This window comes from Streptomyces sp. B1I3 (assembly GCF_030816615.1).
Lineage (GTDB): Bacteria > Actinomycetota > Actinomycetes > Streptomycetales > Streptomycetaceae > Streptomyces.
Map to the genome: position 1 here is coordinate 1,712,704 of NZ_JAUSYD010000001.1, position 15,913 is coordinate 1,728,616.

Sequence of the window (15,913 nt, forward strand, 5' to 3'; positions counted from 1 at the left end):
CCCCATGCGCTTCCGCCGAGCCCTCAGGGCCGAACTGCCCCTGCTCCAGGAGATCGAGCGCGCCGCCGGTGAGCCGTTCAGGGCGTTCGGCATGGAGCCGGTGGCGGACGACGAGCCACCGCCCCTCCCCCTGCTGGAGCGCTACCGCCTCGACGGGCGGTGCTGGGTGGCCGCGGACGGGGAGACGGACCCCCCGGTCGGCTACCTGATCGCCGACCGCGTCGACTCGGCAGCCCACATCGAGCAGGTCTCGGTCACTCCGGCGGCATCGCGCCGGGGTGTGGGGCGCGGCCTCATCGACCATCTCGCGGGCTGGGCCGGACACCAGGGGCTGGCGGCCCTCACACTGACCAGCTTCGCCGAAGTCCCGTGGAACGCGCCGTACTACGCCCGCCTCGGTTTCCGGACACTGGCGGAGCACGAGATCGGCGAGGGGCTGCGGGCGATCAGGGCGCAGGAAGCCGAACACGGCCTGGATCGCTGGCCGCGCGTCTGCATGCGCCGCGAACTCCCCATCGGCACCGGGCAATGATTTCGGTCACCTGTGCCTCGTGAGACGCATATGTTCGGGCTGTTGTCAGTATGGGGACGTAGAGTGAAGGCATGGTCTTAACTCCTCGACTCTCCACCCACTCCACCCCCGTTTTCCCGATGCAGCCGACCCATCCGGCCGCCGTCGAGGCGAACGAGGCGATCCGCGCGCTCGTGGACGCCCGCGCAGGCCAGGACTGGTCCTCCGTGGAGGCCGCGGCGTACGAGGTACTCCTCGTCGAGTGGGCGGCGGCGACCCAGGGCATCCGCTCCGACGTCATCGAAGCCGCCTGACCGCCACGCCGCCCCGCCTGTCCCCGGCCGGCCCCGCTCCCGCTCCGCCGGGTGTGGTGCGCCGGGCGCTTCAGGCGCCGTAGCCCTCGCGCAGTTCGATCTTCCGGACCTTGCCGCTGACCGTCATCGGGAAGGACTCCAGCACGCGCAGTCCGCGCGGGATCTTGTAGTGCGCCAGTTGCTCGCGGCAGAACGCCGTCACCTCGTCGAGCGTCGGCGGGTCGGCCGGATCGCGCGGGATCACACAGGCGAGGATCTCCTCGCCGTACACGTCGTCGGGCACCCCGACCACCTGCACGTCGGCGATCTTCGGGTGGCCGTACAGGAACTCCTCGATCTCCCGCGGGTACACGTTCTCGCCACCGCGGATGATCATGTCCTTGATCCTGCCGACGATCCGGACGTACCCGTCGTCGCGCATCACCGCCAGATCGCCTGTGTGCATCCAGCGTCCCGCGTCGATGACTTCGGCGGTCCGCCCGGGCTGGTCCCAGTAGCCGAGCATCACGCTGTATCCGCGGGTGCACAGCTCACCGGCCTCACCGCGCGGCAGGGTCACCCCCGACACCGGGTCGGTCACCTTCACCTCGATGTGCGGCATCACCCGGCCCACCGTGCCGGTGCGGCGCTCCAGGTCGTCCTCCCGGCGGGTCTGGGTGGAGACCGGGGAGGTCTCCGTCATGCCGTAGCAGATGGACACCTCGGCCATGTGCATCTCGGCTACGACCCTCTTCATCACCTCGACCGGGCACGGCGACCCGGCCATGATCCCGGTGCGCAGCGAGGACAGGTCGTACGAGCCGAAGCCGGGGAGGTTCAGCTCCGCGATGAACATCGTCGGCACCCCGTAGAGCGAGGTGCAGCGCTCCTGCTGGACGGCGGCCAGCACGGCGGCGGGCTCGAAGGCCGGGGCGGGGATCACGATGCAGGCACCGTGCGACGTGATGCCGAGGTTTCCCATGACCATGCCGAAGCAGTGGTAGAACGGCACCGGCAGACAGACCCGGTCCTCTTCGGTGTAGGCGACCATCTCCCCGACGAAGTAGCCGTTGTTGAGGATGTTGTGGTGGGAGAGCGTGGCCCCCTTGGGGAAACCGGTGGTGCCCGAGGTGTACTGGATGTTGATCGGGTCGTCACAGGACAGCTCCGCCTCCCGGGCGCGCAGCTGTTCCGGGGTGACGGCCCGCGCCGCGGCGGTCAGCTCGTCCCACGACGGATCGCCGATGTGGTGGACGGCGCGCAGGTCCGGGCAGTTGGCACGGACCTGCGCGACGAGGGCCCGGTAGTCACTGGAACGGTGGGCGAGCGAGGCGACCAGGAGGGAGATCCCGGCCTGGCGGAGCACGTACTCCAACTCGTGCGCGCGGTACGCAGGGTTGATGTTGACCATGACGGCACCGATGCGGGCCGTCGCGTACTGGACGAGTACCCACTCGGGGCAGTTCACCGCCCAGATGCCGACCCGGTCACCCTTGGCCACCCCGGACGCCATCAGTCCGCGGGCCAGCTCCTCGACGGCCGCGCCGAACGCGGCGTACGTCCAGCGGCGCCCGGACGCGACGTCGACCAGGGCCTCCCGTTCCGGGAAGGCCTCCACCGCCCGGGCCAGGTTGCGGCCGATGGTGTCGCCGAGCAGGGCGGTGGTGCCGGCGCCGTGCGCGTAGGACAGGTCGCTCATCGCAGGTTTCCCTCGTCGAACTCGGTGCCGGTCCCCAGCGCCGTACGCTCGCGGAGCTCGATCCGGCGGATCTTGCCGGAGACGGTCTTGGGAAGCTCGGCGAACTCCAGCCTGCGGATGCGCTTGTACGGGGCGAGAACGGCCCGGGAGTGTTCGAACAGCACCTTCGCGGTCTCCGGACCCGGCTCCCAGCCCTCCGCGAGCACGACGTACGCCTTCGGGACGGCCAGCCGTACCGGGTCGGGTGCGGGGACGACCGCCGCCTCCGCCACCGCCTCGTGCTCCAGCAGGGCGCTCTCCAGCTCGAACGGCGAGATCTTGTAGTCGGAGGCCTTGAACACGTCGTCGGCGCGGCCCACATACGTGATGTAGCCGTCCTCGTCGCGTGTTCCGATGTCGCCGGTGCGGTAGTAGCCGCCGGCCATGGCCTCGGCCGTGCGCTCGGGGTCGCCGTGGTAGCCCGTCATCAGTCCCACCGGTGCGGTGGCGAGGTCCAGCGAGATCTCGCCCTCGGACGCGCCGGGCTCTCCGGTCACCGGGTCGAGGAGCTCCACCGTGAAGCCGGGGCTGGGGCGGCCCATGGAGCCGGTCTTCAGCCGCTGCCCGGGACTGTTGGCCACCTGGACGACGGTCTCCGTCTGGCCGAAACCGTCCCTGATGGTGACGCCCCAGGCGCGCCGCACGGTCTCGATGACCTCGGGGTTGAGCGGCTCACCGGCCGCGACGACCTCACGCGGAGGGGTCCTCAGCTGCGAGAGGTCGGCCTGGATGAGCATCCGCCAGACGGTGGGCGGGGCACAGAAACTGGTCACGCCGGAGCGGTCCATCTCCGCCATGAGCCGGGCCGCGTCGAAGCGGGTGTAGTTGAAGATGAAGACGGTGGCCTCCGCGCTCCACGGGGCGAAGAGGTTCGACCAGGCGTGTTTGGCCCAGCCGGGCGACGAGATGTTCAGGTGGACGTCACCTGGCTCGAGCCCGATCCAGTACATCGTGGCCAGGTGGCCGACCGGGTAGGAGACGTGGGTGTGTTCGACCAGCTTGGGACTGGCCGTCGTGCCGGAGGTGAAGTAGAGCATCAGGGGCTCGTCGGCGTCGGTCTCCCGTTCCGGCGTGAAGGTGTCCGGTGCCTCGTCGGCCCCGCTGTAGGACAGCCAGCCCTCCAGGCGAGCGCCCACGGCGATGCGGGTATAGTCGCCGGGCACCTCGTCGAACTTCGCCGCGTCCCCGGACCGGACGAGGACGTGGCGGACCTTGCCGCGCTCCACCCGGTCACGCAGGTCGACCGGGCCCAGGAGCGGGGTGGCCGGGATGACGACGGCGCGCAGCTTCATCGCGGCGAGGGCGGTCTCCCACAGCTCGGCCTGGTTGCCGAGCATGACCAGGATCCGGTCACCGGCCGCGACGCCTTGGGACCGCAGCCAGTTCGCGGCACGGGCGGAGCGGGCCGCCATGTCGGCGAAGGAGACCTCGGTGCGCCCGCCGTCCTCCTCCACGATGTGCAGGGCGGTGCGGTCGTTGCCCTCGGCGATGACGTCGAACCAGTCGAGCGCCCAGTTGAAGTGGTCCGGCCGGGGCCAGCTGAAACCTTCGTAGGCCTTCAGGTAGTCCTCACGGTGCTCGAGCAGGAAGTCCCGGGCCGCCCGGAACGTCTGCGTCGCGCTCGTTGCCGACATGTGCCCTCCTCATTGCGAACCCTTCGCCTACCATCATGGGAACAGTGACCCAGATCTCACCACCCCCGGACGGGGGGGACGACCCACAGGGCGGAGAGTCATCGGCGTGCCGGAACCGGGCGAGGCGAGCGAGCTGCAGACGGCCCTCCTGCGGCTGCGCCGCGCGAGTGGGCTGCCCATGGTGTTCGGCGGACTGCTCTCCGATGCCCGACACGCCCGGATCGCCGAACTGAGCGGGGCGCAGACCACCGCGCTGCGCGGGCTCGTCATCTCGGCGGGCAGCGGGCTGGGCGGCAAGGCGATCGCGCTGTCACGCCCGTGCGCCGTGACCGACTACCCCTCCTCGCGCCACATCAGCCACGAGTACGACGTGGCCGTCGCCGCGGAGGGCCTGCGCTCGGTCGTCGCGGTGCCCGTCGTCGTACGCCGCAAGGTGCGCGGCGTGCTGTACGGGGCGCTGCGGACGCCGCTCACGCTGGGGGACCGTACGTTCGACGCGGCGACGGCGGCGGCCCGTGATGTGGAGCAGGCGCTCGCCGTCCGCGACGAGGTGCGGGAGCTGCTCGCGGTCGCCCGGGAGCAGGTGACCGGCCCGGGCGCCGGCCCCGGCACCTGGGAGGACGTCCGCGAGGCCCACCGCGAGCTGCGCGCACTGGCACCGAGGATCACCGATCCGGCCCTGCGCGGGGAACTCCTCGCGGTGTGCGGGCGACTCGCCTCGGCCGCCGGTGCGCCCAGGACCGCCGCGGTCCCGGGCGTGCGGCTGGCGCCCCGCGAGCTGGACGTGATCGCCTGCGTGGCGTCCGGGGCGACGAACGCGGCGGCGGCCGAGCGGCTGGGGCTGCGGCCGGAGACCGTGAAGGGCTATCTGCGCTCCGCGATGCGGAAGCTGGGGGCACACACCCGGCTGGAGGCGGTGGTGGCCGCGCGCCGGTCGGGACTGCTGCCCTGAGGACCGCGCGGGTCACTCCGTGCGGCCGGCACCGTCGTCGGGGAAGTCGGCGAAGGAGGCGAACCGGACGTCGTACGCGGGCGCGGGAGACATCACCGTCAGCATGCCCACGGCCTCCTGCGTGATCTCCTCGCGTGCGGCCGGGCCGAGTTCACCCAGGGCCTGCACGGTGACGGTCGCCTCGGCCGCGGTCTCGTCGAGGCGCCAGAGCGCGGCCAGGAAGCCATCGGCCAGGACGCTCCCGTAGGACTGGTTGCCCACCCCGTTGCGCCCCTTGTACGCGGGCGGGATGACGCGGGTCCGGTCGGCGTGGCCGAGCAGGACGTTGTCGAACTCGGGCAGGAAGCGCGGCGGTGCCGGGGTGTCCGGGTCGGGGCGCGGGGCGTCGGGCAGATCGAAGAGCTCGGTGCCGTTCTCGTCGCGGAAAGTGACCAGCTCGGGGCGCAGACGCTCGAAGACTTCCCGCATCCGGGTGAGTCCGGCCCACACCTGCATGTCCTTCACGGACGCGGGTCCGAACGCGCCGAGGTAGCGCAGCACGGTCGCGTCGGGCGAGGCCGCGGGCCGCGGCGGGCAACCGAGCCAGTGCTCGGCGGTCGTCAGTGCGACCTGTCCGCTGCGCCCCCACAGTCCGCGCGGGGTGACCTGGACAAGGGGCAGCAGGCATCGGGCGGCGACGGACAGGGACCTCGCATCGGCGTCCGGCCAGTGGACGGCCAGTTCCTGCCTCAGTTCCCTCATCGTGCGCGGTCGCTCCTCGACGAGTTCCCTGGCGCGGGAGGCGAGCCGGTCGAGGTCGACGCCGGTGAGCCCGTGCCGGAACATGTTCAGTTCCCGCAGGCGGGCCGGCTGGACCAGGGGGCGCAGGGTGAGCGCGTCCTCGGCGGTGTGGGTGTGGATGGTCGAGCGCAGGGTGACGATCCTGACCACCTCGCGGGACTCCATGAGCGAAGAGAGCTGCACGGGGTCGAATCCCTCGAGGCGGGCGAGGAGCTGGAAGTAGGGCGGTCTGGTGTTCTGTGCCTGCAGGCCGAGGAGGTGCCCGACGGTGTCCGACACGGACGCGGTGGTGCGGCTCAGCAGCAACTGACGCGCCAGGGTTGCCCTGTTGAGAGCCCGGGTGGAGAGTGACGGAGCGTTCTTCGCGACCATGGACCGCAGGGTACGCGGGCGCCGCCCGGCACGTCCGACACACTCGCAGGACGCGGCACCACGGGGCGGGCGCGGTCGGCCCCCATGATGGTCGCGTGATCAGTGTCCTGTTCGCCGTTCTGACCGCCCTCAGCAACGGGTCCGCCTCCGTCCTCCAGCGGCGCGCCGCCCTGAACGTGCCCGACAGCGAGGCGATGCGCCTGTCGCTGTTCGGGCACCTGCTGCGCCAGAAGGTGTGGCTCGCCGGGATCGCCCTGGTGGTCGTCGCGGCCGTCTGCCAGGCCGTGGCGCTGGCCACCGGCCCGATCGCCGTGGTCCAGCCCATCTTCGTGATCGAGTTGCCCGCGACGCTCCTGCTCGCCGGGTTCGTCATGCGGGTCCGGATGCCGCGGTCGGTGTGGCTCGGGGTGGGGGCGGTGACGCTCGGGCTGGCGCTCGGCATGGCGTCCGCCGCGCCCGTCGGGGGCAGCGACAGTGTGCGCGGCGCCGCCTGGGTCCCTGCCCTGGTGCTCACGGGTCTCTTCGAGGCCGCGCTGATCGTCGCCGCGCTCGGCCTGCGCGGCAACCCCCGGGCCGCGCTGCTCGGGCTGGCGGCGGCCTGCGGTTACGCGCTGACGGCCGCGCTCATGAAGGACGCCATGGCGCGGCTGGAGGCCGGGGACGGGCTGACGTCCCTGCTGACGGCATGGCAGCTGTACGCCACGGCCGTGGCCGGCGTCGGCGCGCTGTACCTCCTCCAGAACGCCTTGCAGGCGGGCACGCTGGTGGCCGTACAGCCGATGCTGACCCTCGGGGACGCGCTGATCAGTGTGCTCTACGGGGTGACTCTGTTCGGTGAGAGGCTGCGGACCGGATGGTGGCTGCTGCCCCAGCTGACCGGAGTCGCGCTGATCGCCGTGGGCTGCGTGGTGCTGGCCCGTTCGCCGCTGGCCTCCGGGGGCGCGGGGCCGCGGCCGAGGGTGAAGTGACCGCCAGGACGCGACGCGCCGCCGGGCCGGCCGGTCAGGGCCGTCCCGTGGGCGCCACCTCCTCACCGGGCGGCACGGGCCCGGGCGGGGTGCCGTCACCGAACGGCCGGCCGCCCAGCTGTTCCCGGTGGTGCGGGGTCAGCCAGCCGGACAGGTCGGGTCCGAGCGGCACGATGCCGGTGGGGTTGATGCCGGTGTGCACCCGGTGGTAGTGCCGCTTGATGTGGTCGAAGTCGACGGTGTCTCCGAAGCCGGGGATCTGGTACAGGTCGCGGACGTACGCCCACAGGACGGGGTCCTCGGTCAGCTTGGCGCGGTTGCACTTGAAGTGGCCGTGGTAGACGGCGTCGAACCGCACCAGGGTGGTGAACAGCCGGATGTCCGCCTCGGTGATGGTGTCCCCGACCAGGTAGCGCTGCCCGGCGAGCCGCTCGGAGACCAGGTCGAGACGGCGGAACACGTCGACGTAGGCGGCCTCGTACTCACCCTGTCCGCTGGCGAACCCGGCCCGGTAGACGCCGTTGTTGACGTCCCGGTAGATGCCGTCCATGACCTCGTCGATCTCGCCGCGCAGCCGTTCGGGGTAGAGGTCGGGGGCGCCGGGACGGTGCAGGTCCGTCCACTCGGTGGCCAGGTCGAGGGTGATCTGCTGGTAGTCGTTGGTGACGAGCCGGCCGCTCGGTACGTCGACGATCGCGGGCACGCTGACGCCCCCGGGGTAGTCCCGCTCGCGGGCGTCGTACGCCTCGCTCAGGTAGCGGATGCCGAGCACCGGGTCCCGGCCGTCCCCGTACAGGGTGAAGCGCCAGCTGCGGTCGTCCTGGATGGGGTCGGCGACGGCCAGGGACAGGGCGCTCTCCAGGCCGAGGAGCCGCCGGGAGACCAGCGACCGGCTGGCCCACGGGCAGGCCCGGCTGACCACGAGCCGGTAGCGGCCCGCCTCGACGGGCCAGCCGTCGCGTCCGTCGGCGGTGATGCGGTCGGCGAAGTGGCTGCGGGACCGCTTGAAGGGCTTGTGCCCGTACGAGGTGTTCCCGCCGGGTTCCCGGTCGGCTGGGCCCTGGTCCGCTGCGTCGCTCATGATGCTCTCCTCGTCGGTTCGGGTGTCGCGGCCTTCTCCTCATGACTGCTGCCCCGCCTGCCCGCCACGACATCGGCCAGGGCGACGATCAGCCCGGCAAGGACGAAGGCGACCGAGACGATCAACCCGTGGTCGTAGGCGTCCGCCCAGCCGTCTTCCCCCAGGTGGGCGAAGAAGACCGAACCCACAGCGGCGATCCCGATGGCCGATCCGACGCGCTGGCTCGTCTGGAGGCTGCCTCCGGCGCTGCCCGCGTTCGGCACGGGGACCTCGGAGAGCGTGAGGGTCTGGTTGGGCGCGATCACGAGACCGCTGCCGAGTCCGGCCAGCAGCAGGGGGGCCGCCATGGCGAGCCCGGCACCCCGTCCCGGCACCAGGTGGGCGGCGAGTGCGGTGAGGCCGAGCCCGGCGGCCACCATCGCGAGTCCGACGACGATCAGCGGCCGTCCGAAGCGGTGGACCAGCCTGCCGCCGATGCCCGCGGAGGCGCCGGCGCCCAGGGCGAACGGGGTGATCGCGAGGCCCGCCTCCAGGGCGCTGTAGTGCAGTCCGGACTGGAAGTAGAGCGTGGTGATGAAGAAGATCGAGGTGAATCCCGCGAAGTACAGAAGGATCATCAGACAGCCGAGCCAGAAGGACCGGAGCCGGAAGAGGGAGAGGTCCAGGACCGGTTGGACACGGCGTCCGGCGCAGCGCGACTCCCAGGCGGTGAACGCGGTGAGCAGGACCAGGGCCACCAGCAGGAGCAGCCATTTGCCGTTCCCCGGCCATTGCTGGGCCTGGACGAACGGCAGCAGCAGGGCGAGCACCCCGGCTCCGAGGAGCAGCACGCCGACGGGGTCCAGGTCGCGCGGCCTGACCCGGGTCGCCGACGGGGTGTCCGGGAGCAGCCGCCGGGCCAGCAGGAGGCAGACGAGTCCGATGGGCAGGTTGACGTAGAACACCCAGCGCCAGCCCTCCTCGGCCCCGGCCATCTGGATGAGCAGCCCGCCCAGGAGGGGTCCGACCGCGGTGGAGATGCCGACCACGGTGCCGAACATTCCGAAGGCGCGGCCGCGTTCGCGGCCGGAGAACATCTGCTGGATCAGTGCGGAGATCTGGGGCGAGAGCAGCCCGCCGGCCGCGCCCTGGACGAGCCGGGCGACCACGAGCCAGGTGCTGGACTGGGCGGCCCCGCAGGCGGCCGAGGACAGGGTGAACAGGGCGAGCCCCGCCATGAACACCGCTCGGCGCCCCCGGGCGTCGCCGAGCCGTCCGCCGGGGATGAGGACGAGTCCGAAGGCGAGCGCGTAGCCCGAGAGCACCCACTGGAGGTCGGACTCCGGGGTCTGCAGGCCCTCCTTGATGGACGGCAGTGCCACGTTGACGATGGAGACGTCGAGCAGCGTCATGAAACCCGCCACGAGACAGACGGCGAGGGCGCGCCAGCGACGGGGATCGGAGGGTGCCGGACCGGAGGCGGCTGTGTCCCGGTTCCCCGTGCTCTCTGCCATGCCCGCACCCTAGGCGCCGGTCCGCCCATCGTCACCCCGGGCGCGCCGCGCACCCGGGCGGCGCGCCCCTGTCAGCCGCGTGCCCGGGAGGTGCGGTTCAGCGGTCCGCGGTCCCCGGTCCCGATCGCCTGGAGCGGCCCGTGGACGGGAGGCCGCGTCAGGGGCGGCCCGGCACGGGAGCGGACAGCGTGCCCGGTGGCAGGTGGCCGTCCGGTCGGCGGTCGGCGGTCGGCGGTCGGCGGTCGGCGGTCGGCGGTCGGCGGTCGGCGGTCGGCGCCCGCACCCTGGCGTGTCGGGCCCCGACGGGGGTACCGGTGGAACATGACTGTCGCAAAAACGAGTGTTCTGGTTCTGGACTGCGCCGAACCCACCGAGCTCGCGCAGTTCTACGCCTCCCTCCTCGACGCCGAGACGCGCCTGGCGGACGACCCCGACTTCGTCGAGATCGTCGGCCACGACGGCGTGCACATGGCCATCCGCCGCGACCACGGTCACGCACCGCCGAGCTGGCCGCGCCCCGAGAACTCCCAGCAGGCGCACCTGCGCATTCTGGTGGACCCGGGAGACATGGACGAGGCCGAGCGCGAGGCGATAAGCCTCGGCGCCCGGCCGGTGGACACCCGGGACAGCAACAGCGGCCCGCGCGACGTCCGCGTCTACAACGATCCGGCCGGCCACTCGTTCTCGCTGGCCGTCTACCCGGCCCGTCGGGCGGAGGACGGTACGGCGGAGGACGGTACGGCGGAGCCCGTCAGGCGGAGCGGCGGCGCAGCGCCGGCTCGGTGAGCGCCGGTGGGGTGTAACCGGCGTCGCGTGCCGAGAGGTTGGTGCCGGGCGGGACGATCTCGTCGATCCGGTCCAGGACGTCCCTGCCCAGCCGCACCTTGTCCGCGCCCAGCTGGCTGTCCAGCTGTTCGAAGGTGCGCGGGCCGATGATCGCCGACGTGACGGCCGGGTGTTCGAGGACGAAGGCCAGGGCGAGCTGTACGAGGGTGAGTCCGGCCTCCTCGGCAAGGTGCGCCAGCACCTCCGCGGCGGCCAGCTTGGCGGCGTTCTCCGGTGCGGTGACGTCGAAGCGGGCGGCCTGGCGGGCGGTGCGGCTGGACGCGGGCTGCGCGGCGCCGGTGCGGTAGCGGCCGGAGAGCCATCCGCCGGCCAGCGGACTCCAGGACAGCACCCCGAGGCCGTACCGCTGGGCGACCGGCAGGACCTCACGCTCGATGCCACGGGCCAGCAGGGAGTACGGCGGCTGCTCGGCGACCACGCGTTCACGGCCCCTGCGCTCGGCGAGCCACTGGCCCTCGACGATCGCGGACGGCTCGAAGGTCGAGGTGCCGATGTAACGGATCTTGCCCTGGTGGACGAGGTCGGAGAGCGCGCCGAGGGTCTCGTCGAAGTCGGTGTCCGGCTCGGGACGGTGCACCTGGTAGAGGTCGATCCAGTCGGTGCCGAGCCTGCGGAGGCTGTTCTCGACCTCCCGGATGATCCAGCGGCGGCTGTTGCCCCGTTCGTTGGGGCCGTCGCCGAGGCTGCCGTGGAACTTGGTGGCCAGCACCACGTCGTCGCGCCGCCCCCCGGCGAGGGCCTTGCCGACGATGGTCTCCGACTCGCCCGCGGAGTAGACGTCCGCGGTGTCGACGAAGTTGATGCCCGAGTCGAGCGCGTGGTGGATGATCCGGACGCCGTCGTCGTGGTCGGCGTTGCCACGGGGGCCGAACATCATCGTGCCGAGGGCCAGCGGGCTGACCTTCACGCCGGTGCGCCCGAGGGTGCGGTACTCCGTCATCGTGCGTTCTCCTTGACCAGTTCATCGGTGCGGTGACGGCCGGTGAGGCCGTCGGCCGGTGAGGGGTTCCCCTTCTGCCGGAAGGCTTCCCACGAGCGGTGGCAGACGCCTCGTACGGCCGGCGACGAGGTGGGGGTGCCGTGAACGGGGAGGAGGCGCCCGTGTGGCGCCGGCCGGTCGCCGGCTCCTCCTCCCGGATCACTCCACCCGCCGTCAGGACAGCCGGTCACCGGGCCGCAGCCGTCGCGAGACCGATACCGGTGTGGCCGTCGCCGGTGTCGACGGTGTCGAACAGCCGGTTGGCGGGCCTCGGCAGTCCGTAGTGCTCGCGCAGGGTGGCTCCGGTGTACTCGGTGCGGAACAGACCGCGCTCCTGGAGTATCGGGACGACCCGGTCGACGAAGCTCTCGAGCCCGGACGGGAGCACGGCGGGCATGATGTTGAAGCCGTCGGCCGCACCGCTGTCGTACCAGTGCTCGATGGTGTCGGCGACCTGCTCGGCCGTTCCCGCGAACGTGCGGTGGCCGCGCCCGCCGCCGAGCCGTCCGATGAGCTGGCGCACCGTCAGCCTCTCCCGTCGCGCGAGCTCCACCACCAGGGTGTAGCGGCTCTTGGCCCCCTCGATCTCGTCCTCGTCGGGGAGGTCGGCGGGCAGTTCCCGGTCGAGGTGCAGGTCGGCGGCGTCGAGCTTCAGCGTCCGGGCCAGCTGGCGCTTGGCGTACTCCGGGACGATGAGCCGGTCGAGCTCCGCGTCCAGTGCGAGCGCCTCGGCCTCGGTGTCGCCGATGACCGGGACGATGCCGGGCAGGATCTTGATGCCGTCCGGGTTGCGGCCCAGCGCCTCGGCACGCTGCTTGACGTCCTTGTAGAAGGCGATGCCCTCCTCCAGGGTCTGCTGCGCGGTGAACACCGCTTCCGCGTAGCGGGCCGCGAAGTCCTTGCCGTCCTCGCTGGAGCCCGCCTGGACGAGCAGCGGGTAGCCCTGCGGGGGGCGTTCCACGTTGAGCGCGCCCTCGACGCGGAAGAACTCGCCGGTGTGGCCGATGCCGCGGACCCGGTCGGCCAGCGCGTGGACCCCGGCCTCCTTGTCGGCCACGACCGCGTCGTCCGCCCAGCTGTCCCAGAGCTTCGTGGACACCTCGACGAACTCGACGGCGCGCCGGTAGCGGTCGCGGTGCAGGGGTGTGTCGTCGAGACCGAAGTTGCGGGCCGCGTCGGCACCGGCGGTGGTCACGATGTTCCAGCCGGCCCGGCCCCCGGAGACGTGGTCCAGCGACGCGAAGCGGCGGGCCAGATTGTACGGCTCGTTGTAGCTGGTGGACGCGGTGGCGATCAGGCCGATGCGCTCGGTGACTCCGGCGAGCGCGGTGAGCAGGACGGTGGGTTCCAGCTTGGCGGCGGGGCGCCGGCCGGGGTCGCCCATGAGGACGGGCCCGTCGGCGAGGAACAGGGAGTCCAGACGGCCGCGTTCGGCGATGCGGGCCAGGTTCTTGTAGTGCTCCAGGTCGGAGCCGGCCCCGGCGTCGCTCTCGGGGAGGCGCCAGGACGCCTCGTGGTGGCCGGTGGACATCAGGAAGGCGTTCAGGTGGAGCTGCTTGCGCGGCATGGTGTCTTCTCCTCGGACGGACTCGGAAAGTCAGTGGGTGAGCTGGGGCTGTGTCACGCCGAGGGCGGCGAGCAGTGTGTCGCGGTACTCCTGGAAGCGCGGTTCACGCCGGGAGCGTGGGGAGGGCAGGTCGATCCTGAGGTCCATGGAGATCAGGCCGTCCTCCAGGACGAGCACCCGGTCGGCGAGTTCCACGGCCTCGTCGACGTCGTGGGTGACGAGCAGGACGGCGGGGCGGTGGCGTTCGTAGAGCTCGCGCAACAGGCCGTGCATCTTGATCCGCGTCAGCGCGTCCAGGGCACCGAACGGCTCGTCGGCGAGCAGGAGTTCGGGGTCACGGACGAGCGCCCGGGCCAGGGCGGCGCGTTGCTGTTCGCCGCCGGACAGCTCGTGGGGCCAGGAGCGGTCGCGGCCTTCCAGTCCGACCTCGGCGAGCGCCGTGAGGCCCCGCTCGCGGGCCCCGGGTCCGCGCAGCCCGAGGACGACGTTGTCGAGCACCCTCAGCCAGGGCAGCAGCCGGGAGTCCTGGAAGGAGAGCGAGACCCGGTCGGGCACGGAGAGTTCGCCGGATCCCTCGACCGTGTGGTCGAGCCGGGCGACGGCCCGCAGGAGAGTGGACTTGCCGGAGCCGCTGCGGCCGAGGAGGGCGGTGAACTCCCCCGGCGCCACGATCAGATCGAGCTCCTTGAGGACGTCCCGGTCCCCGAACCGCCGTACCAGCCGGGAGGTGCGGATCGCGGGCCGGGCTTCCGTCAGCCTGCCAGTGTGCGGCGCCATGACAGGGCCTTCCTCTCGACTGCGCGTACCGCCGCGTCCGAGGCGAAGCCGAAGATCCCGTAGGCCACCAGCCCCACGATGATCACGTCGGACTGGGCGTACTGCTGGGCCTGGAACATCATGTAGCCGATACCGCTGGTGGCGTTGATCTGCTCGACCACGATGAGGCCGAGCCAGGAGGAGGTGACGCCGAGCCGCAGGCCGACGAAGAAGCCGGGCAGCGATCCGGGTACGACGACCTTGCGGATGAAGGTCGCCCGGCTCAGGTCGAGTCCCTCGGCGAGTTCCACGTACTTGCCGTCGATGCCGGTCAGCGAGGCGTACGTGTTGATGTACATGTTCACCGCGACGCCGAGCGCGATGACGGTGACCTTCATCTGCTCGCCGATGCCGAGCCAGAGGATCAGCAGCGGGAGCATGGCCAGGGAGGGAATGGCCCGCTTGATCTGGAGCGGGCCGTCCAGCAGGTACTCCCCGCTGCGGCTCAGTCCCGCCGCCACGGCGAGGACGACGCCGGCGGACACACCGAAGAACAGTCCGAGTCCGGCGCGCTGGAGCGAGACGAGGACGTTGTCCTGCAGGCGGCCGGTGGTGATCAGGTCGGCGGCGGTGGCGAACACCGTGCCGGGCGAGGACAGGATCCGCGGGTCGAGGTAGCCGGACGCCGAGGCCCCCCACCACAGCAGAACGAGGAGCCCCGGGCCGATCAGCCGTCCGAAGGGCAGCGCCCGGCCGGGGCCGAGCCGCCGTCGGGTGCCCCTGGAGACCGGGGCGGCCCGGGCGGCCTCCGGTCCGGTCTGCCGCGCCTCCGGCGTCCCGGGCCCGGCCAGATATGCCTCGGCCAACAGGTCGGTCATGACTCCTCCCGGTACTCGGCGGCCACGGCCTCGGCCGCCAGCCCTTCGAAGCGGCGGTCGAACAGTTCGGCGGCCTTCTGCTCCGGCACGAAGCCGCCCTCGGCCATCAGGTCGGCGGTCTCCTGCTCCCAGGCGATGGCGTCGTCCCAGCTGACCGGGAACTGCGGCTTGTGCAGGGAGGCGACGATGCGTCTGCCGTCCTCCTTCGTCACGCCCTGGTCCTTGACGTAGTAGGCGTCGATCCACTCGTCGGGGTTCTCCCACGCCCACACCTGACCGCGTGCCCACAGCGGTACGAAGCTGCGCACGGCCGCGGCCTTCGCCGGGTCGTTGAGGACCTCGTTCGGCGCCCAGAGCACGGTCAGCAGGTCGACGACCTCCGTCTTCACCCCGCGGGCGCCGTCCTTGGCGTACTGGTCGAGGTATTTCGTCAGGGTCGGTTCGCCCAGCGGCGCCACATCGACCTGTCCGGACTGCAGGGCGGTGAGGAACTGCGTGCTGGGCAGGGCGACCAGCTCGACGTCGCTGTTCTTCAGCCCCGCCTCCTTGAGCGCCCGCAGGACGACGACGCCCTGCGCCTGCCCTTGGGAGAACGCGATCTTCTTCCCCCGGAAGTCCGCGGCCTTCGTCACGGCCGAGCCGGGAGCCGTCGCGAACGTGTACAGCGGGTATCTGCGGACCTGCACCCCGACTATTTTCGCCTGTACGCCGATGGCGTGAGCCTGGATAGGCGGAATTCCGGCATTGGTGGCCAGGTCGATGGATGTGGCGCGGAAACCCTGGATGATGTCGGGCCCTGCCGACAGGTTCGGCCACTCGGAGACGGTGAAGGGGAGTTCCTTCGCCAGCCCGGAGGCCTCGAACTGGAGCCGCGCCGTACGGACGGCTATGTTCAGCTCGGTCCCGGGCGGCGGATCCCCGGACGGCAGGGCGCCGGCGGGTTCTGCCGAAGCCACGGATTTCGTCTGCGGGGAGCAGGCGGCAACGCTCAGTACGGCCCCTCCGGCCAGTGCGAGGAATGATCTGCGGGCCAGGGCCCGCCGGTTGTCATGGCGTGTCATCGTG

At 71.7% G+C, this 15,913-nt stretch carries 14 protein-coding genes and 1 pseudogene; 5 read left to right on the forward strand and 10 right to left on the reverse strand.

All coding sequences use genetic code 11. The features are described from left to right. Window positions 1-4: 4 nt before the first annotated feature. Together QFZ58_RS07935 and QFZ58_RS07940 are read left to right on the forward strand one after the other, a co-directional pair. Complete coding sequence (locus tag QFZ58_RS07935) at window positions 5-532, forward strand: GNAT family N-acetyltransferase (protein ID WP_307124208.1); 528 nt, start codon at window positions 5-7, stop codon at window positions 530-532. Window positions 533-603: 71 nt separating this feature from the next. Further along, window positions 604-825 (forward strand): hypothetical protein, encoded by a 222-nt coding sequence (locus QFZ58_RS07940; protein ID WP_307129096.1) that lies wholly within the window; start codon window positions 604-606, stop codon window positions 823-825. A 70-nt stretch (window positions 826-895) separates the two neighbouring features. On the opposite strand, the gene QFZ58_RS07945 is transcribed toward QFZ58_RS07940, so the two are convergent. Next, window positions 896-2,503 (reverse strand): AMP-binding protein, encoded by a 1,608-nt coding sequence (locus QFZ58_RS07945; RefSeq protein WP_307124209.1) that lies wholly within the window; start codon window positions 2,501-2,503, stop codon window positions 896-898. Beyond that, window positions 2,500-4,176 carry an AMP-binding protein gene (locus tag QFZ58_RS07950; protein WP_307124210.1) on the reverse strand — a complete coding sequence of 559 codons (1,677 nt, stop codon included), beginning with the start codon at window positions 4,174-4,176 and terminating at the stop codon, window positions 2,500-2,502. Before QFZ58_RS07950 ends, QFZ58_RS07945 begins: the two co-directional genes overlap by 4 nt. 106 nt (window positions 4,177-4,282) lie before the next feature. On the opposite strand from QFZ58_RS07950, the gene QFZ58_RS07955 reads away from it, so the two are divergent. Next, window positions 4,283-5,128 carry a helix-turn-helix transcriptional regulator gene (locus QFZ58_RS07955; RefSeq protein ID WP_307124211.1) on the forward strand — a complete coding sequence of 282 codons (846 nt, stop codon included), beginning with the start codon at window positions 4,283-4,285 and terminating at the stop codon, window positions 5,126-5,128. A 12-nt stretch (window positions 5,129-5,140) separates the two neighbouring features. On the opposite strand, the gene QFZ58_RS07960 is transcribed toward QFZ58_RS07955, so the two are convergent. Then, window positions 5,141-6,280, reverse strand: coding sequence for a winged helix DNA-binding domain-containing protein (locus QFZ58_RS07960; protein ID WP_307124212.1), 1,140 nt, complete (start codon window positions 6,278-6,280; stop codon window positions 5,141-5,143). Window positions 6,281-6,375: 95 nt separating this feature from the next. Between QFZ58_RS07960 and QFZ58_RS07965 the strand changes: the two genes are divergently transcribed. After that, window positions 6,376-7,248 (forward strand): DMT family transporter, encoded by an 873-nt coding sequence (locus tag QFZ58_RS07965; protein ID WP_307124213.1) that lies wholly within the window; start codon window positions 6,376-6,378, stop codon window positions 7,246-7,248. Window positions 7,249-7,282: 34 nt separating this feature from the next. On the opposite strand, the gene QFZ58_RS07970 is transcribed toward QFZ58_RS07965, so the two are convergent. Beyond that, the gene (locus tag QFZ58_RS07970) at window positions 7,283-8,329 is read right to left on the reverse strand and encodes a glutathione S-transferase family protein (RefSeq protein WP_307124214.1); all 1,047 of its coding nucleotides are present in this window, start codon (window positions 8,327-8,329) and stop codon (window positions 7,283-7,285) included. After that, entirely contained in the window at window positions 8,326-9,822 is a 1,497-nt protein-coding gene (locus QFZ58_RS07975) for an MFS transporter (protein WP_307124215.1), read from the reverse strand. The genes QFZ58_RS07970 and QFZ58_RS07975 overlap by 4 nt, the downstream gene beginning before the upstream one ends. Window positions 9,823-10,143: 321 nt before the next feature. On the opposite strand from QFZ58_RS07975, the pseudogene QFZ58_RS07980 reads away from it, so the two are divergent. Continuing rightward, window positions 10,144-10,524 (forward strand): annotated as a pseudogene (locus tag QFZ58_RS07980) (VOC family protein); the annotation flags it as partial. 49 nt (window positions 10,525-10,573) lie between these two features. On the opposite strand, the gene QFZ58_RS07985 reads toward QFZ58_RS07980, so the two are convergent. From QFZ58_RS07985 to QFZ58_RS08005, 5 genes are all read right to left on the reverse strand, one after another. Then, window positions 10,574-11,608, reverse strand: coding sequence for an aldo/keto reductase (locus QFZ58_RS07985; protein WP_307124217.1), 1,035 nt, complete (start codon window positions 11,606-11,608; stop codon window positions 10,574-10,576). Window positions 11,609-11,834: 226 nt separating this feature from the next. Next, on the reverse strand, window positions 11,835-13,214 hold the full coding sequence (locus QFZ58_RS07990; RefSeq protein ID WP_307124218.1) for an LLM class flavin-dependent oxidoreductase: 1,380 nt from the start codon (window positions 13,212-13,214) through the stop codon (window positions 11,835-11,837). Window positions 13,215-13,244: 30 nt separating this feature from the next. Then, window positions 13,245-13,991: an ABC transporter ATP-binding protein gene (locus QFZ58_RS07995; protein ID WP_307124219.1), complete on the reverse strand. Its 747-nt coding sequence runs from the start codon at window positions 13,989-13,991 to the stop codon at window positions 13,245-13,247. Further along, the gene (locus QFZ58_RS08000) at window positions 13,967-14,848 is read right to left on the reverse strand and encodes an ABC transporter permease (RefSeq protein WP_307124220.1); all 882 of its coding nucleotides are present in this window, start codon (window positions 14,846-14,848) and stop codon (window positions 13,967-13,969) included. The genes QFZ58_RS07995 and QFZ58_RS08000 overlap by 25 nt, the downstream gene beginning before the upstream one ends. Beyond that, entirely contained in the window at window positions 14,845-15,909 is a 1,065-nt protein-coding gene (locus QFZ58_RS08005) for an ABC transporter substrate-binding protein (protein WP_307124221.1), read from the reverse strand. The genes QFZ58_RS08000 and QFZ58_RS08005 overlap by 4 nt, the downstream gene beginning before the upstream one ends. Window positions 15,910-15,913 lie beyond the last annotated feature (4 nt).